The sequence below is a fragment of the Spirillospora sp. NPDC047279 genome (genome assembly GCF_040643285.1).
In the GTDB taxonomy this organism is placed as follows: Bacteria; Actinomycetota; Actinomycetes; order Streptosporangiales; family Streptosporangiaceae; genus Spirillospora.
This window is the reverse complement of the sequence record NZ_JBEYUA010000010.1, coordinates 81,006-96,007: the sequence shown is the minus strand read 5'-3', so window position 1 is coordinate 96,007 and position 15,002 is coordinate 81,006. Positions and strand designations below refer to the sequence as shown.

Sequence of the window (15,002 nt, the reverse complement as noted above, 5' to 3'; positions counted from 1 at the left end):
CGGCACCGGCCTCGCGCGGCTCCGTGAGCTGGCGGGTGGGCCGTCGCCTGCTTGCTTGGTCAGACGTCGGCGGGGCCGAAGGGCGGGAGGTAGATCTCGTCGTGGTGGGTGACGCGCAGGCTCGGGTTGTGGGTGGTGTCGACGGTCACCTGGCCGTAGGTGTGCAGCTCGGTGAGGTGGTCGAGGGGCGGGAGCTCGCCGAAATCGCCGTGCGTCAGGGTGAGGGATCTCAGACCGGGCAACTCCCGCAGCCGTGCGGGATCCCGCACGTCGACCACCGTCAGGATCAGGTGGTCGACAGGGGTGCCGCTCAGCTCGCCGATGTCGACCACCGCCGGACCGCCCAGCAGGAGCAGCTCCCAGCGGCGGCCCGTCAGGGGACGCAGGTCCATGCCGTTCTCGTCCCACAGCAGGGCTTGCGTCACGGCAGTGAGGTACCTGACCGGCTCGAACGTTCCCACCCAGGTGTAGTCGGTCGTGAGGCGGCGACGCCCGAGGATCGGGTCGGCGGGCGGAGGTGTCGACGACTCGGTGCCCGCGAGCACACGTCGCCATGCCGGCCATAGGTTGATCCAGAAGTCCGCCCAGTCCTGGTCGGAGTCGGATGGGTTCGCGCCGCGGGTCATTCCCTGCTCACCTCCACAGCGGACCACACCGATGCCATGGCCGGGCCCGTGCAACCGGGCAACGTCCTGGACCCACCCCAGCGCCCGCCAAACGGGACTGTACAGCTTCGGCCCTGTCGCATTTCGGTGGTGACGGCCCAGTTGTTGGGCCTCAACCCGCACTGAGACCAGAACTGGGACTGGAAAACGCTGAGGGCGGGACCCAGGGGTCCCACCCTCATAGCGTCAGGCCAGGTGAACGGCCGGTATAAGTGGCGGTGGTGGTGGGATTCGAACCCACAGGCCGGTCGGACATGTAGTCGTGCCGATCCATACCTCAGTGCAGTTGCCCAGCCAACTCCAGGTCGCCGGCGGCGATGAGGTTGCCCAGCACTCCAGCAGCGGCCATGTTCAGATGGTTCACCACTTGCTGGAGTGCCTTACGGATACTCACGTTTCAGCATTCCGAATGCCGGCCAGGCCACCAAAATTTGCCCCAGAGTGGCATCCAGGAGCGATTTGGTCGAACCTATGGTGTACGCCTCGACCGGTTCCTACCGATGGCCTGTTGTCAGTGGCCAGCGGCCGGTTTTATCGCGCCGACAACTTGCTTCAGCTGCTTCGAGTGCACGGCAACGGTGACATCGGCGACACCTAGGTACAGGGTCGCCATCAGGCGGCCCAACTGGGTCTGGATCAGCATTTAACGGTCACCAAGACTGAGTCCGCAGGGATCAAAAGTCCACAGTACGAAGGAGGTGCACATCATGGCTTACGAAGATGCCCTTGCTGCCGCTCTCGCACAGATGCCCGCAGACGACCTGACGTCACTCGGTGACGTTTCCAGCGACATTGTCGCCGACGGTGACTCGCGGGTGGCCTGGGCCATCGACTGCCACTGACACCGTATTTCGCTCTGTTGACATCGCGAAGTACACACGCACCGGGCCGCCGTTCGGTGGCGGCCCGGTGCGCCGCAAGCCCAGCCTCACGGCACACAATCTCTGCAGCCACCGGGAGTGAAAGACCGTGACCGAAACCACCGCCCGGGTCGCAGAAATCCGGAAGCCTTCACCGGCCGCACAGGGTGGAGTCACCAGGTTTCTCGACCATTACGTCGCAGTGCAGCCTGACGATGACGTCTACATTCTCTATACCGGAGACGCGCGGGAGTCGGCGGCATGGGTGGCCGCGGATCTCCAGGTGCGCGGAATCGCCACGCGCGTGGCCGGAATGCACGCGGAGACCGACGACGGGCTCGAGGCTCGGCTTCGCGGTCTGCTCACCCGGCCCGATGACGTGCGGTCACGGCTGGTCCTGATGACCATCGAGAAGGACTCGATGTCGCACTCGCTGAAGCTGCGCAGGACGCTCGCCCCTTACGACGAGTCCAGGACCGCCGTCTTCAGGCTCATCAACGCCTCGCCCGAGTTCTTCGAGCACGCCGTCAACGTGACGCCACAGCTTCTCTCCTCGATCAACGGCGGGATGCTCACGAGGATGATGCCGGCAGGCCACCTCCGCATCCAGTCGTCGAGCGGGACGGATCTCGAGGTCACGGTCGACTCGTCTCGTTACCGATGGCTGAGCAACCGGGGCGTCTGGCGGGAGGGGACGTTCGTCATCCTGCCGGCCGGCGAGATCAGCACCTTTCCCGCCGACATCAACGGGACCTTCGTCGCGGACGGCGCGTTCAACGTGACCGCTTTCACCAGGACCGACGCACGGCTCCGGGACCACCCGGTTACGTTGGAGATCGAGCACGGCCGGGTCGTCTCGCATTCATGCCCGAGCCCGGTGATCTCACGGCTCATGGAACATGCGCTCTCGCGGGAGAACGCCGAGCGCATCGGCGAGCTCGGGTTCGGGACGAACGTCGGCGTCCAGGACTTCATTCCCATGAACTCCCACATCAACGAACGACGTCCCGGCGTTCACCTGGGTCTCGGCCAGCACGGGCAGAAGATCGAGGTCGTGCCCTACCTGTGCGAGATCCACCTGGACCTCATCACCTCGGACTCCACGGTCACGATCGACGGCGACGAGGTGATCCGTTCCACCGGGCTCATGGACTTCTCGACCAGCACCCATCCGCCGATCGTCGAACACGAAATCGATGATCAGGACATCGACGGTGACTGTTGCGGGGTCATCGCGCGTGAGGTGGCCAAGGCCAAGGAGGAGTACGTCAAGTCCTGCCGCGTCGACAACGGCGACAGAGGGGCCGGGTCCGACACCGTGCGCTCATAGGAAGGAGCGACCAAGTGACCACCCATGATTCGCCGGAGGCCGTGAAGTTGCGGTCCGGCTACGACGTGGAGCGGCTTGTTCAGGACTTGGCGAACGTCTCACGAGCCTCCTGGGCCGCCAAGACACGATATTCGTCCACCGCGGGCGGCCCCGGCGCTCCGCGCTCCTCGAACGGGTGGTCGTGCCTTCCCCTGCGGAGCCCGGGGGGTCGGCCTTCACGCACCGACCCCGGCGGCCCGGGGGTCCTCGACTTCGCGTACACCCCGGCCTTCGAGCGTGTTCCCTATGTCCAGGAGATCCTCAGCGGCCTCCCCGGGAACCACCGCCAAGTCTCACTCCTGGAGCTGGCGCCGGGCGGATCGACCCATGTCCACCGCGACCATCCCAGTGGATTCGCCTTCGGCTGGATCCGCCTGCACATCCCCATCACCACCAACGACCGGTGCTTCATCACGATCGACGGCAAGCGGCACCACTGGCGCCCGGGGGAACTGTGGTACGGCGACTTCTCCCGGCTCCACCATGTCACCAATGACGGAACGCTGGCCCGCGTTCATCTCGTGGTGGACATCGAAGTCAGCCCCCAGGTCACCGAGATCTTCCCGCCCGGTTTCCTGGCGCGGCTGGGCAAGGACCGCATCCTGCACAACAGGCCGGAGGTCCCCCTGCCGGACTGTCCCGATCTCACCCATGTCTTCAAGATTCCCGTGGGCGAGCACCTCTTCGCCGACGAGCCCTGGCGGGCCTCCGCCGACGACCGCTGCGTCGTCACCGTTTCCGCCGGTGAGCACGGGCGCCTGAACCTGTCGACGACCGACGGCCTGGAGGCGACGCTCATCCATACCGGAGAGCACACGTTCCGGTACGCGGGCTGGACCGACGCCCACACGCTGACCATCGACGCCGCCGCTGGACGAGCCCCGGTCGTCACCTGGCGGTTCCGGGAGGGCGCCGCCACTGTCGCGGAGACCACGATCGTTGGACAACGGCCGTGTCTTCCCGCGATGACCACGACGGTGCAGTAGCCATGCGACTGCTCGTCCTCGGCGGCACACATTTCGTGGGCCGTGCCATCGTCGAGGCGGCGTTGCGGCGCCGCGACGAGGTCACCGTCCTGAACCGGGGGTCGAGCCGCCCGTCCCCGGACGGCGTGACCCCGCTAGTCGCCGACCGCCTCGATCCGGAAAGTGTGCGGCGCGTGCTGGGCAACCGTGAATGGGACGCCGCCATCGACACCTGGACCGGTGCACCCGTCCATGTGCAGCAGGCCTGCCGGCTGCTCGCCGACCGCGTCGACCACTATGGCTACGTGTCGAGCCGATCGGTCTATACCTGGCCGATTCCCCGGCGCGCCGACGAACGGGCCCCGGTGGTCGACGCCGCTCCCGACGACGGCGCGGTGGGGGACTACCGGAGGGTCAAACGGGGCGGCGAGCTCGCCGCCGTCGAGACTTTCGGCGACCGGGCCCTGGCGGCCCGCGCCGGTGTGGTGCTGGGCCCGTACGAGAACACCGGCCGGTTGACATGGTGGCTGGGCCGTGCCAGACGTGGCGGACCGGTCCTGGCGCCGGGCGCCCCCGATCAGCCGGTGCAGTACGTCGACGTTCGTGACCTCGCCGGATGGATGTTGTCGGCCGCCGACCGCCGCATCGGCGGAACGTACAACGTCATCAGCCGACCGGGCCACACCACGATGGGCGAGCTGCTGGGCACCGTGATCGACGTGACCCGCGGCGGCGCCGAACTCGTCTGGGCCCCTGCCGGCCTCATCCGCGAGCAGGACATCAGCCCATTCACCGACCTGCCGATCTGGCTGCCGGACGACGAGGAACACGGCGGTTGGCATGACGGCGACGTGACCGCTGCCTGCGAGGCGGGACTGGTCTGCCGCCCGGTACGTGCGACCGTGGCGGACACCTGGGCGTGGCTCCAGGCCGAGGGGGAGCCGCCCCGGCCTCCGGGCAGGCAGGGCGTGGGGCTCGACCCGCGTCGAGAACGACGGGCTCTCGCCGCTCTGCGTGCGGAGACGTCCCGTCCCTGTTAGCGCCGGCTCGCGTCGTTCGCCGCGATCAGAGCGTCGCCCAGGCTGGTGCGACGGTAGAGGACGACCTGGCCGTTCCGGGAGCTGGTGATCAAACCGCTCTTGCGCAGCACGGACAGGTGGTAACCGACGTTGCCCAGGCTGCGCTGGTGCTGGCGCGTGAGCTGGGTCGTGGTCACGGGCTGGTGCATCGCCTCGAGGAGTTCGGCTCGCGTCCGGCTGATGAGCTTGCTGAGCGCGTCGCAGCCGGAGTCGGCGCGCTGATTTCCGAGAACGGCCCTTCCGCGGGAGGGGTAGACCACCGCACGGTGCCAGGGCGGGTCGGTGCTGAACGCCAGCGCCCCGAAGATCGTCGGGATGAACAGCAGTCCGGTGCCGTCCGAGGGACTTCGCTGCTCCCAGGGGACCTCCACCTCGATCGACCCGCCCTCCTCGTACGCGCTCCAGCGAACGCGCGGCGACAGGTCCTCGACGGCCTCCGCCCAGCCGAACGCCAACAGGCGCCCCGCCCGATGGAGCAGGTCCTGCTCGAGGATGGCGTGGATCACGGGCCATTCCGGCTCGATCAGTTCACACCACGCCATCTCGAGACCGACACCGAGGCGGGCGACCGCGTCGGGTGCCCGGATGATCGCGAGCACGTCCGGTGACATCGGCCGGGTCCTCTCGGCGATGGCGCGGTGGAGCTCGGTTCTGGCCTGCGAGACCGGAGTGGCGCGCATGGCCGTCAGCTGGCTGTCGAAGGTCTCGTGCGGGCTGGTCGGAGGTGGTGCGAGGAAGTCCGGATGATACCCACTGGTCTGTCCGAGACTGGCCAGTGCGCGAACCTGCGGAATCCGCCTGCACAGATCCTTGAACCGATCCCGGGTACGGCTCGACCATGACTTCAGGGCGGAGTCGCTGCGGTAACCGCTGAGAATGTCCAGCGCGCGGCAGGTCTCACTCGCTGGTGATATGGCGAACCTGCTGACGGCCAGATCTTGGGGGTTGACGTCTATCCGCAGCATCTTTCCATCGTCCTCGAAAGTCTGGCTGCCCGTCAACGAACCCATGAAAGATGATCGCATGAGAGCGATCTCGGACTCGGATCGGCAGGGCTATCGGGAACTCTTTTCCGTCCATCCATTCCGCGCGCTGTTCGTCAGCAGATCGCTGCTAATCGTCACCGAGACAATGAAGGCCCTGGCGCTCTCTTTGCTGGTGTTCGAGCGCACCGGTTCTCCGCTGCTGGCCGTCGGCGCGTACATGGGGGGAATACTCGCCTACCTGGTGGGCGGGATGTTGCTGCTGTCGGTGGCCGACGCATTTTCCGCACAGCTGATCATCACCGGAACCCACCTGTTCCGTTTCGCCGTCATCTGCCTACTGCCCCTCTCGGTCCTCCCCGTACCGATCATTCTGGTTCTGGCCGTGGCGACCGGCGTATTCGGCCCCGTCGCGGAGGGCAGCGCGGCCTCGTCGCTGACCACCATGCTCGACGGCCGCGACTACGTGTCCGGCCGGGCCCTGTTCACCGCCTCGGCGGGCGCGGCCCAGATCGTCGGCCACGGGGCCGCCGGACTGTTGCTCGTCACGCTGAGCCCCGGCGGAGTGCTGATCATCGCGGCGGTCGTCTGCCTGGTCGCGGCCGGCGGCTCCTGGGTCGGCCTGCGGAACGCCGGGGTGGGCTCACGGCGGCGCGGGCTGCCCGGCACCGGCGGACCCGACGTGCCGTCGCCGCTCAGCAGGTTCCGCCTGTCGGCCCCGAGAGCTACCTGGGGCGTCAACAAGGCGCTGCTGGTCGACCAGCGGGTACGCGGACTCCTGCTGGCACAACTGGTGCCCTGCTCGCTCGCCGTGAGCGCCGAGGGCGCCGTGATCGCGTACACCGCCGGCATGGGCAGGAGCTCGGCCGGACTGATGTTCACCGCGATCACCACCGGGATGCTCGTCGGCAATCTCCTGGTCGGCCGGCTCGCCGGTGCGTGGGCCGAACGCCTGGTCCTTCCCCTGGTGCTCATGACCGGCTGCATGATGACGGTGTTCGCCCTTCGCCCCGCCCTCGCCCTCGCCGTCGCGTTCATCGGGATCAGTTCGGCCGGACTCGGCTACGGCGTGGGGCTTCAGGCGCGTTTCCTCAAAGCACTGCCGGAGCACGCCAGGGGCCAGGCGTTCGGACTCCTCAGCACCGGCATGCTCACCGGGCAGGCGCTGACCATATTCGCCGCCGGTGCGCTGACAGCCGCTTTCGACGCCGGTCCGGTCATCGCCGCGTTCGGAGTACTCGTCATCGTGTCGGGCCTCGTTCTGGCCCCTTATCTCCGCAGAACGGATCCGGAGCCGCTTCATCCAGCCGGCCACCCGTCAGATCAGCCGATAGAGAGGGAATTGGACATGACTTTTATTCGAACAGAACCGAACTGCGAAGAGCCCCCAACCACAGACAGGAAGAAGTATTGGCAATGAATCCCAAGGTGGAAGACATGCTACGCCTGATATCACGACGCTGGACCCTGCCGGTGATGAATGAGCTCACCAAGGGAATTCGGTCGCATAACGACCTGGCCCGGGCAGTCGGCGCCGACAACAAGCAGTTGGCGCGCGTGCTGCAGCCGCTCGTACACAAGAAGCTCGTCTATCGCAAGGTGCACGCCACGACGTCACCGGTACGCGTCTACTATTCGCTCACGCCGCGGGGAAAAGCCATCGCCGGCTTCTGTTCGGAGCTGAACCTCGCGATCACCACGGCCATGGATCCGGATCTCAGAGGTCAGCGAGCGGGCTAGCGAACGATCCGGCACACCCGATTTGGCAGGCCAAGGCCCGGCAGGCGCCGACCCGCCACCGAAAGAACCGGTACGCGGCCATCAGCCCGCCGACCGACCGTCTCTCCGCCCCAGCCGTACCGCCCCGCTCCCGCAAAGCTCCCCCGCAGACGAACGACCGTAAAGCTCCCCAGCAGACGAACGACCGACCGGCAGGAGCCCTCAAGCCGGACAGGCACCGGACTCCCATCTGAAGTCACGCGGCGGATTCAGGCTCAGTGTGTAGAGAGACACGACGTAACGACTGAACCGATTGACAGGATCTGCGGACCAGGTCCCCCAACGCGCTTTGAGGTCGAGTCCGGCCAACCGCGCCATCAGGTCGAACTCGGCCAGCGATGTGTACCGCAGCTGACGATGGCTGATCCGCACATTCTCTCCGCGGCCCGCCAGACGGGCCCGTGAGTAGAGTTGGGTGACCTGGTCATAACTCTCCAGGAGCACCACCACATCGCCGTCGGCGAGATCGATGGACACGACCTGGTCATGTGGTGAGGGCGGCAGGGGCGTCTCGATGAGAAAGACGCCGCCGTCCCCGAGCGCCTGGCTGACATTGGCGAAACATGCCACCTGGTCGTCCTGGCTCACCAGTTCGAGCATTCTGCTGCACAGTGAGTAGATCAGTTCGTGGGGGCCGCTTTGGAAGTCACGAAGGTCGCCGAGGATCGTCGACAGAGAGCAGCCGGCCTCCCGGGCCCTGTCCTGCAACGAGTCCAGTATCTCGGCCCGGGGATCGATCACCGTGACGTTCCGCCCGGCGGCCGCCAGGCCGACGGCGACCCTGCCCGACTCGACGCCCAGTTCCAGGACCGAATCACCGTCGGCGACGAGCCGGGCCAAGGCGGCCACGATCAGGTCGACGCGCCCTTCACCGTCCAGGGCGGCCCACTCGGTCATGAAGGCTCACCTCCACCGGTCTCGTACGGCTCTCCCATGGTCGGGCAGCCCTTCGTGCTCTTGGAATGGTCTGAGCCGGCCGGCTCCGGCGGTTTCCGGGGTTCATCATCGCTGGCCTGTACGGGCCGAACCAGCCCTTCGACCTGAGCAGAAAGGCCGACGTGGTAGGGGTGTGGCCCGGCTCCTGGAGGACGTGTCACCTGAGGACGGCGATGTCCCTAGAGCGGAAATGAACCGGCGACCTAGCATGAACCAGGCCTTATCGCGCAGCACGAACGATCAACCATTCAGGGAGATCAAATGACCAGTGAGCCGGGTAACGGCAGAACGCTCCTGGAGATCGCCGATCTGGTCACGCCGATGACGATCCGGGTGGCGGCCACTCTGGGCATCGCCGACCACATCACCGCCGGTCTCCAGACCGCGGAACAGTTGGCCGCCGAAACGGATACGGACGCGGACGCTCTGAACCGAGTTCTCCTTCATCTGGTGGGGGCCGGTATCCTGACGAAAGATGGAACGGGCCGTTACGGACTGACGGGTGTGGGCGAACAGCTGCGCATGGACGACCGCCTGCACCTGAACGGCGGCTCGGGTCGGCCGCCTTGGCTGGACATGAAGACCGCGATAGGCCGGGCCGAATTGTCGTTCGTACGACTGCTCGACACGGTCCGGACAGGCGAAGTCGCTTATCACCGTCATTACGGAACCACTTTCTGGCAGGATCTCAGCGACGAGTCGTCGTGGGATGACGAGCTCTACGCACTGGCGGCCCAGCAGATCGTGTTCGACGGCGACAAGGTCGCGAAAGCCTACGACTGGGGGGCGCTCGGCGACGTGGTGGACGTCGGCGGCGGGGACGGCACGCTGCTGGTCACCTTGCTGCGGGCTCACCCCGGCCTGCGGGGAACCCTTGTCGACCGTGCGGCGGCGCGCGCCTCGCAGACCATCCGTGAGGCGGGGCTGGACGACCGGGCGCAGACGATCGTGGGCAGCTTCTTCGATCTGCTCCCCCGGGGCGCCGGTGGCTACATATTGTCGCGGGTCCAAAGCGACTGGTGCGACGCGGACGTCCGGACCATTCTGGGCCGGTGCGCCGAGGCCGCCGGACCGGGCGGGAAGGTCTTCGTGGTGGACGAGTTCGCCACCGATGAGCAAGCGCAAGCCGATACCGCCACCGATCTGCGGATGCTGGTGTACTTCGGCGGCAGGGAACGCACCAGGGCTCAGGTACGCGACCTCGCCGGCGAGGCCGGCCTGTCCGAGGAGTCCATCATCCGCGTGGGCGAATGGACCATCATGAAACTCACCGTGTGCTGAAGGCGCCGGGCCGTCCGGTGGCGCACGCCGCACGATCCTGTGGTCACTCGATCCGCCGCGCCGCCAGAGAAGCGAGCGCGCCCTGCAGATTATGCCAGGCGCGACGAGGTGGGAAACTTCGAGGCTCTGCCGATGGTGGGCACCCGGCGAATCCATAGCACGGACCCGCCTTTGCCACTTTCCATTGCCGAGGGGCGGATGGCCTGCTCGGCATTCCCGCCTGACGACGCGCGGAAATCACCCACTGGCGGCCGCGCACGGTCGCGCCCCAGAACCGGTGACCTGAATGCCACCAAGGGGCGAATCGGCAACCAGGCGACCGAGGCGGGTCTAGCGCCTATTTAACGACCAAATGGATGATGAGGCAAATGCAGGACGACATGCGCTGAGTGACGGCGACAGATTCCCCTGGAGAGCCGCATGACCACTGGCCGGGTTCCGATTTACATTCTGCAGCAGGGCGTCTGGGAGATGCCGCTGGAGTCCATGCCACTGGCCGCGGGATATCTCAAGTCCTATGCCTGTGCCGACGAGCGGGTCGCCACCAGGGCGGAGATCAAGATCTGCAACTATCGGGGTGCGATACCGCTTCCGGTGATGGCCGCCGATCTCTTCCGCAACGGGCCGCCCGCGGTTCTGGCGTGTTCGGTGCTCGGCTGGAACTACCGCTCGTTCGGCGCGCTTGCCGAGACGTTCAAACAGCTCAACCCCGATGGCTGGGTCATCTTCGGCGGAACGCACGTGGCGCATCAGGCCGAACGGGTCTTCGGCATGTACCCCGCCGTCGACATCATCGTCAACGGAGAGGGAGAGCTCGTCTTTAGGGACCTCGTCAACGCCTACCTGGACGGACGGTCCAGACACGACCTGGGCGACATCACCGGAATCTCGTTCCAGGACCCGTCCGGTCACACCGTCACCACCCAGCTGCGAGACCGGATCGACGACCTGGACATCGTTCCGTCTCCGGTGCTCACGGGTGCGATCGATCTCACCGATGAGAACGGGCGTTTCCGTTATGACGTCGCCATCATGGAGACCAACCGGGGCTGCCCGTACAAATGTTCCTTCTGCTACTGGGGCGGGGCGATCGGTCAGCGTGTCCGTGCGTTCTCCCGGGAGCGCCTCCGGGCCGAACTCGAGCTGTTCGCCAAGCTCGGCGTTCACACGATCGCGTTGTGCGACGCCAACTTCGGCCTGCTGCCGATAGACGAGGAGTTCGTCGACGACCTGGTCGAGATCCGCGAACGGTACGGCTATCCCCGGGCCCTGGAGACCTCGTGGGCCAAGAACAAGTCCAAGGTCTTCTACTCCATCGTGCGCAAGATGACCCGGGCCGGACTGCGCAGCTCCTTCACCCTCGCCCTGCAGACGCTGAACGACTCCGCGCTGCGGCACATGAACCGGAAGAATATGCGGGTGAACGAATGGGAGGACCTGGCGGCCTGGCTCGGCAAGGAAGGGCTCGAATGTTACGCCGAGCTCATCTGGGGCGCCCCGGGAGAGACGATCGAGTCGTTCCTCGAAGGATACGACCGGCTCGCTCACAAGGTCTCGCGTATCGCGGTCTATCCGCTCCTGATGCTCCCCAACACCGACTACGTGGAGAAGAAGGCGGAGTACGGGATCGTCTCGGTGCGCGGTGACACCGACGACTTCGAGTACGTCCTCAGCCACGACACTATGACGTTCGATGAGAACCAGCGCATGCAGCGCTTCCTTCGCTGGGCCCGGCTGATGGCGGAGTACACCGTGTTGCGTCACATCTGGCTGCCGGCCCTCGTCCTCGGTGGGATGACCCAGTCCGAGGTGCTGCGCAACTTCGAGACGTGGGTGGAACGAACCGACGATCCCGCCGCGGCGCCTCTGATGACCGCGATGGAACTGGTGGCCGCCGACCAGGACGCCTACGGTCAGGCGCTCAGCTACCTGTACGGAATGGGCGACGGCAAGCGCCTGCTGAGGCGGTGGTGGTCGGAGTCGATGCGTCCCCTTCTGCCGGCGGAGACCGCCGGATTGCTCGACGAGATCTTCCGGTACGACCTGCTGACCATGCCGGTCTATCAGCGCGACGACGACGAGCGTCCCGAGGAGCGGGAACTGCCGCCGCTGATCGGGATCCGAGGCGAGATGTACCACCTGCGGTCCGGCGTCACGTTGCGCTACCCCGTTCCGGAGATCCTCGCGGCGCTCCGCGCCGAGCGCGAGCCGGACCTCTCACCGCGCAAGACCACGATCGACCTCTACTACAAGGCGGGGTTCGAACACTTCGCCGGGACCACCAACCACGAGGAGATCGTCTACTTCATGGGCCAGACCCAGGAGCAGGTCGCGGCCTCCGAACCGGCGGTCGTCATGGACGAGGAAGCCGTGTTCGAGGAGGACGAGCGCGAGTCGAGGACCTACCTGGCGGTCGTCGCGAGCAAGGGCGGTTGCTCGTGACGCGAGCACGTCAGCCGCGCCGGGAGCCTGTCGTTCCCGTGTCGGGCCGCTGTGGTCGGCGCATTCGCGCCCTTCCCAGCGGCCTCTGACAACTGCTCATCGGCTGAGCCGTGACGGCTGTTTCCGGCTGCCCGGCCCCGGCCAACCCTCCTGACCTGGAATGACCGCGCGGATGCAGCGGCGTAGGTAGGAGCGGGTGTGGCGGGTCTCCTGTGGGAGTTCGCCGAGGACCACGACGACGTCCCCGAGGGGAGCCAAGGGGCGGCCTAGGAACGGCAACTGGGACTAGAACGGAGACTAAAAGCGCTGAGGGCGGGACCAAGTGGTCCCGCCCTCATAGCGTTTGCCCTGGTACGGGCCAGTTGGGTGGCGGTGGTGGTGGGATTCGAACCCACGGAAGCTTGCACTTCACACGCTTTCGAGGCGTGCGCCCTCGTCCACTAGGCGACACCACCGCGGGAGAGCCTACCCGACTCTGCGGTGCTGGAAGAACTCGGTGAGCAGGGCCGCGCAATCGGCGGCGAGGACTTCGGCGATGACCTCGGGGCGGTGGTTGAGGCGGCGGTCGCGGACGACGTCCCAGAGGGAGCCGACGGCGCCGGCCTTGGGGTCGATGGCGCCGTAGACGACGCGGTCGACGCGGGCCTGGACGGAGGCGCCGGCGCACATCGTGCAGGGTTCGAGGGTGACGACGAGGGTGCAGCCGGAGAGGCGCCAGCCGCCCAGGGAGGCGGCGGCCGCGCGCAGGGCGATGATCTCGGCGTGGCCGGTGGGGTCGGCGGAACGTTCGCGGTCGTTGTGGCCGGTGCCGATCACCTCGCCGGACGGGCCGAGAACGACGGCGCCGACGGGGATCTCGTCAGCCTCGTACGCCAGCCGGGCCTCGGCGAGCGCCAGGCGCATCGCGGGCGCGTACTCCTCCTCGGGAGGGGTGAGGTCAGTCACGGAGCCGGTCGAACTGCTCGCCGAAACCCGCGATCTCGGCGACGGTCAGGAGGGCGTCGCCGGGCAGCGCGCGCTCGCCGAGGTCGCTGAGCCGCTTGCCGTCGACGCCGAGGTCCTCGAGCAGCTCGGGGTCGCCGGCGGCGTCGCCGTCGGGCACGTCGCCGACCAGCTGGTGGAACAGCCCTCCCAGGCCGTCCTCGCGGGCGGCGGAGACATAGGCGCGCGGGTCGTCCTCGCCGTCGAGGCGGACGACCGCGAACCACTCGTCGTTCTCCTCGATGAGGAGGAGCACGGGATCTCCGTAGGACTCGACGGCCGCCTCGCGCATCAGGTCGGCGACGTCGTCGACGCTCTCGGCCTCGGCGAGCACGGCCTCGGTGCCGAGCCAGCCGTGCGGAGTCTGGGCGAAGACGGCGGCGAAGTAAGACACGTGCTTATTGTGACCCAACGGGTTGCCGCGGACACACCCTTGTTTGTCCAGTTCCGCCGGACATGGCGAGATCGTTGCCGGATCCGGCGTCAGGCGATGGCGTCGAGCGCCCTTTCGAAGGGCTGGGCGAAGCCGAGCCGGCCGGCGATGCTCAGCAACATCTCGTCCGGGTAGAGCTCGAGGTCGCCGGAGATCGCGCCCAGCTCCATCTCGTCCAGCCCCAGGTCGGCGAAGATCGACATGTCGCCGACGGGCAGCACCTGGTCGAGTTCCTCGTCCTCGGGGATCGGGATGTCGAGGTAGTCGAGCACCTGGCCGGCGAGCGGCCAGTCCACCGAGGCGGTGACGTCGGAGAGGAAGACCATCACCTCGTCGCCCAGCAGCCGGATCCCCACGAAGAAGTCGTCGCCGACCGAGACGAGCCCGATCGTGCCTCCGAGGCTTGGCTGCTGACGCAGCGCGTGGATCAGTCCCGTCAGGTCCTCGGTCAGCGCCACCGGGAGGATCTCGGCCTCCCAGCGTTCGTCTTCCCGATACACCACGACGGCGAAATCCGTCGCGTCCACATCCGTCATTTCCACCCCACCGGCGCGGTTCCTGCCAGGGAATGCTCCCAGATGCGGCGCGCCCTCGCGTACCCCACCCGCAAACTGGCGACATGGCCGTCCGGTCGGGTGGGCCACAGCGCTGGTCCGAGCGCTGCGGAACGAACCTACTTGATCAGGCTCAGTTCAGGCGGAAAGTACGGTGCCGCAACGCCGCGTGGATGCGCGCCCGCCGCGACCTGTGAGGGGTCACGCGCTCGCGCAGCTCGCGCGCCTCGGCCAGCTCGCGCAGGAAGATCGCGCGGCGGCGCAGGTGATCGCGTACCTGCTCCTGGGTTATCGGTTCGTCACCGGCCGGGGAGGGAGCGCCGTCGGCCTGGGGCAGGGAGTCCCGGTCGTCGGCGGACGAGGGCGCGGCGCCGGTGAACGACGCGGCCGGGTGCCCGGACCCGGCGGGGCGGGCGTGCCGGGCGGTGGGCACGAGCCGCAGGACGAACGGGTCGAGGACGACCGGAATGGCGTCCGCGGCCCTGCTCGCCGAGAGGCCCTCCGCCTCGGAGGTCTCCGCGGTGTCCGGCTCCGCCCCCGTTTCCGCAGGTGGGGACGGGGACGTATCTCGTGCCGCGGTCGTATGGTTCGGCTTTGTATCGCGATCTCGGTTCATACCGGCATACTGCCCAGCTCAGGTGACTCGTATCCTCCTGGGTACCACATGGCAGGCCA

16 protein-coding genes and 1 tRNA gene are annotated in these 15,002 nt (G+C 67.2%); 8 read left to right on the top strand and 9 right to left on the bottom strand.

Going from position 1 to position 15,002, the window contains the following annotated elements:
* Positions 1 to 59: 59 nt before the first annotated feature.
* Both ABZ810_RS25630 and ABZ810_RS25625 read right to left on the bottom strand, forming a co-directional pair.
* Positions 60 to 626, bottom strand: coding sequence for a hypothetical protein (locus ABZ810_RS25630; protein WP_358407257.1), 567 nt, complete (start codon positions 624 to 626; stop codon positions 60 to 62).
* Positions 627 to 1,176: 550 nt separating this feature from the next.
* The gene (locus tag ABZ810_RS25625; protein WP_358407255.1) at positions 1,177 to 1,308 is read right to left on the bottom strand and encodes a hypothetical protein; all 132 of its coding nucleotides are present in this window, start codon (positions 1,306 to 1,308) and stop codon (positions 1,177 to 1,179) included.
* A 64-nt stretch (positions 1,309 to 1,372) separates the two neighbouring features.
* On the opposite strand from ABZ810_RS25625, the gene ABZ810_RS25620 reads away from it, so the two are divergent.
* The 4 genes from ABZ810_RS25620 to ABZ810_RS25605 all read left to right on the top strand — a co-directional run bounded on the left by ABZ810_RS25620 (position 1,373) and on the right by ABZ810_RS25605 (position 4,899).
* Positions 1,373 to 1,507 carry a hypothetical protein gene (locus tag ABZ810_RS25620; protein WP_358407252.1) on the top strand — a complete coding sequence of 45 codons (135 nt, stop codon included), beginning with the start codon at positions 1,373 to 1,375 and terminating at the stop codon, positions 1,505 to 1,507.
* A gap of 220 nt (positions 1,508 to 1,727) precedes the next feature.
* Positions 1,728 to 2,855, top strand: a complete 1,128-nt coding sequence (locus ABZ810_RS25615; protein ID WP_358407250.1) for a hypothetical protein — start codon at positions 1,728 to 1,730, stop codon at positions 2,853 to 2,855.
* A gap of 14 nt (positions 2,856 to 2,869) precedes the next feature.
* Positions 2,870 to 3,880, top strand: coding sequence for an aspartyl/asparaginyl beta-hydroxylase domain-containing protein (locus tag ABZ810_RS25610; RefSeq protein WP_358407248.1), 1,011 nt, complete (start codon positions 2,870 to 2,872; stop codon positions 3,878 to 3,880).
* A 2-nt stretch (positions 3,881 to 3,882) separates the two neighbouring features.
* Positions 3,883 to 4,899 carry an NAD-dependent epimerase/dehydratase family protein gene (locus tag ABZ810_RS25605; RefSeq protein ID WP_358407246.1) on the top strand — a complete coding sequence of 339 codons (1,017 nt, stop codon included), beginning with the start codon at positions 3,883 to 3,885 and terminating at the stop codon, positions 4,897 to 4,899.
* On the opposite strand, the gene ABZ810_RS25600 is transcribed toward ABZ810_RS25605, so the two are convergent.
* Positions 4,896 to 5,618 (bottom strand): helix-turn-helix domain-containing protein, encoded by a 723-nt coding sequence (locus ABZ810_RS25600; RefSeq protein ID WP_358407244.1) that lies wholly within the window; start codon positions 5,616 to 5,618, stop codon positions 4,896 to 4,898. The two genes, ABZ810_RS25605 and ABZ810_RS25600, sit on opposite strands and share 4 nt — an antisense overlap.
* A gap of 232 nt (positions 5,619 to 5,850) precedes the next feature.
* Between ABZ810_RS25600 and ABZ810_RS25595 the strand changes: the two genes are divergently transcribed.
* Together ABZ810_RS25595 and ABZ810_RS25590 are read left to right on the top strand one after the other, a co-directional pair.
* Positions 5,851 to 7,341: an MFS transporter gene (locus ABZ810_RS25595; RefSeq protein ID WP_358407242.1), complete on the top strand. Its 1,491-nt coding sequence runs from the start codon at positions 5,851 to 5,853 to the stop codon at positions 7,339 to 7,341.
* Positions 7,338 to 7,661 carry a helix-turn-helix domain-containing protein gene (locus ABZ810_RS25590; RefSeq protein ID WP_358407240.1) on the top strand — a complete coding sequence of 108 codons (324 nt, stop codon included), beginning with the start codon at positions 7,338 to 7,340 and terminating at the stop codon, positions 7,659 to 7,661. Before ABZ810_RS25595 ends, ABZ810_RS25590 begins: the two co-directional genes overlap by 4 nt.
* Positions 7,662 to 7,862: 201 nt before the next feature.
* Here the strand turns inward: ABZ810_RS25590 and ABZ810_RS25585 are convergent, their stop codons facing one another.
* A complete protein-coding gene (locus tag ABZ810_RS25585; RefSeq protein ID WP_358407239.1) occupies positions 7,863 to 8,597 on the bottom strand; it encodes a class I SAM-dependent methyltransferase in 735 nt (244 codons plus the stop codon).
* A 300-nt stretch (positions 8,598 to 8,897) separates the two neighbouring features.
* Here ABZ810_RS25585 and ABZ810_RS25580 point away from each other — a divergent pair, with 300 nt between their 5' ends.
* Both ABZ810_RS25580 and ABZ810_RS25575 read left to right on the top strand, forming a co-directional pair.
* Positions 8,898 to 9,917, top strand: a complete 1,020-nt coding sequence (locus ABZ810_RS25580) for a methyltransferase (protein ID WP_358407236.1) — start codon at positions 8,898 to 8,900, stop codon at positions 9,915 to 9,917.
* Between the two features lie 420 nt (positions 9,918 to 10,337).
* The gene (locus ABZ810_RS25575) at positions 10,338 to 12,359 is read left to right on the top strand and encodes a KedN5 family methylcobalamin-dependent radical SAM C-methyltransferase (protein WP_358407234.1); all 2,022 of its coding nucleotides are present in this window, start codon (positions 10,338 to 10,340) and stop codon (positions 12,357 to 12,359) included.
* 367 nt (positions 12,360 to 12,726) lie between these two features.
* Here ABZ810_RS25575 and ABZ810_RS25570 read toward each other — a convergent pair.
* From ABZ810_RS25570 to ABZ810_RS25550, 5 genes are all read right to left on the bottom strand, one after another.
* A tRNA-Ser gene (locus ABZ810_RS25570) sits at positions 12,727 to 12,814 on the bottom strand.
* 10 nt (positions 12,815 to 12,824) lie between these two features.
* A complete protein-coding gene (gene tadA / locus ABZ810_RS25565; RefSeq protein WP_358407849.1) occupies positions 12,825 to 13,262 on the bottom strand; it encodes a tRNA adenosine(34) deaminase TadA in 438 nt (145 codons plus the stop codon).
* Positions 13,263 to 13,296: 34 nt separating this feature from the next.
* Positions 13,297 to 13,734, bottom strand: a complete 438-nt coding sequence (locus tag ABZ810_RS25560) for a hypothetical protein (protein WP_358407233.1) — start codon at positions 13,732 to 13,734, stop codon at positions 13,297 to 13,299.
* A gap of 89 nt (positions 13,735 to 13,823) precedes the next feature.
* Positions 13,824 to 14,309 (bottom strand): tRNA adenosine deaminase-associated protein, encoded by a 486-nt coding sequence (locus ABZ810_RS25555; RefSeq protein ID WP_358407230.1) that lies wholly within the window; start codon positions 14,307 to 14,309, stop codon positions 13,824 to 13,826.
* Positions 14,310 to 14,460: 151 nt separating this feature from the next.
* A complete protein-coding gene (locus tag ABZ810_RS25550; RefSeq protein ID WP_358407228.1) occupies positions 14,461 to 14,943 on the bottom strand; it encodes a hypothetical protein in 483 nt (160 codons plus the stop codon).
* Between the last annotated feature and the right edge of the window lie 59 nt (positions 14,944 to 15,002).

Coding starts and splice junctions, on each gene's coding strand:
- ABZ810_RS25630 (WP_358407257.1), bottom strand. CDS start 626: ATGACCCGCGGCGCGAACCCATCCGACTCCGACCAGGACTGGGCGGAC.
- ABZ810_RS25625 (WP_358407255.1), bottom strand. CDS start 1,308: ATGCTGATCCAGACCCAGTTGGGCCGCCTGATGGCGACCCTGTACCTA.
- ABZ810_RS25620 (WP_358407252.1), top strand. CDS start 1,373: ATGGCTTACGAAGATGCCCTTGCTGCCGCTCTCGCACAGATGCCCGCA.
- ABZ810_RS25605 (WP_358407246.1), top strand. CDS start 3,883: ATGCGACTGCTCGTCCTCGGCGGCACACATTTCGTGGGCCGTGCCATC.
- ABZ810_RS25600 (WP_358407244.1), bottom strand. CDS start 5,618: ATGCGCGCCACTCCGGTCTCGCAGGCCAGAACCGAGCTCCACCGCGCC.
- ABZ810_RS25595 (WP_358407242.1), top strand. CDS start 5,851: ATGGCGAACCTGCTGACGGCCAGATCTTGGGGGTTGACGTCTATCCGC.
- ABZ810_RS25590 (WP_358407240.1), top strand. CDS start 7,338: ATGAATCCCAAGGTGGAAGACATGCTACGCCTGATATCACGACGCTGG.
- ABZ810_RS25585 (WP_358407239.1), bottom strand. CDS start 8,597: ATGACCGAGTGGGCCGCCCTGGACGGTGAAGGGCGCGTCGACCTGATC.
- ABZ810_RS25580 (WP_358407236.1), top strand. CDS start 8,898: ATGACCAGTGAGCCGGGTAACGGCAGAACGCTCCTGGAGATCGCCGAT.
- ABZ810_RS25575 (WP_358407234.1), top strand. CDS start 10,338: ATGACCACTGGCCGGGTTCCGATTTACATTCTGCAGCAGGGCGTCTGG.
- tadA (WP_358407849.1), bottom strand. CDS start 13,262: ATGCGCCTGGCGCTCGCCGAGGCCCGGCTGGCGTACGAGGCTGACGAG.
- ABZ810_RS25555 (WP_358407230.1), bottom strand. CDS start 14,309: ATGACGGATGTGGACGCGACGGATTTCGCCGTCGTGGTGTATCGGGAA.
- ABZ810_RS25550 (WP_358407228.1), bottom strand. CDS start 14,943: ATGAACCGAGATCGCGATACAAAGCCGAACCATACGACCGCGGCACGA.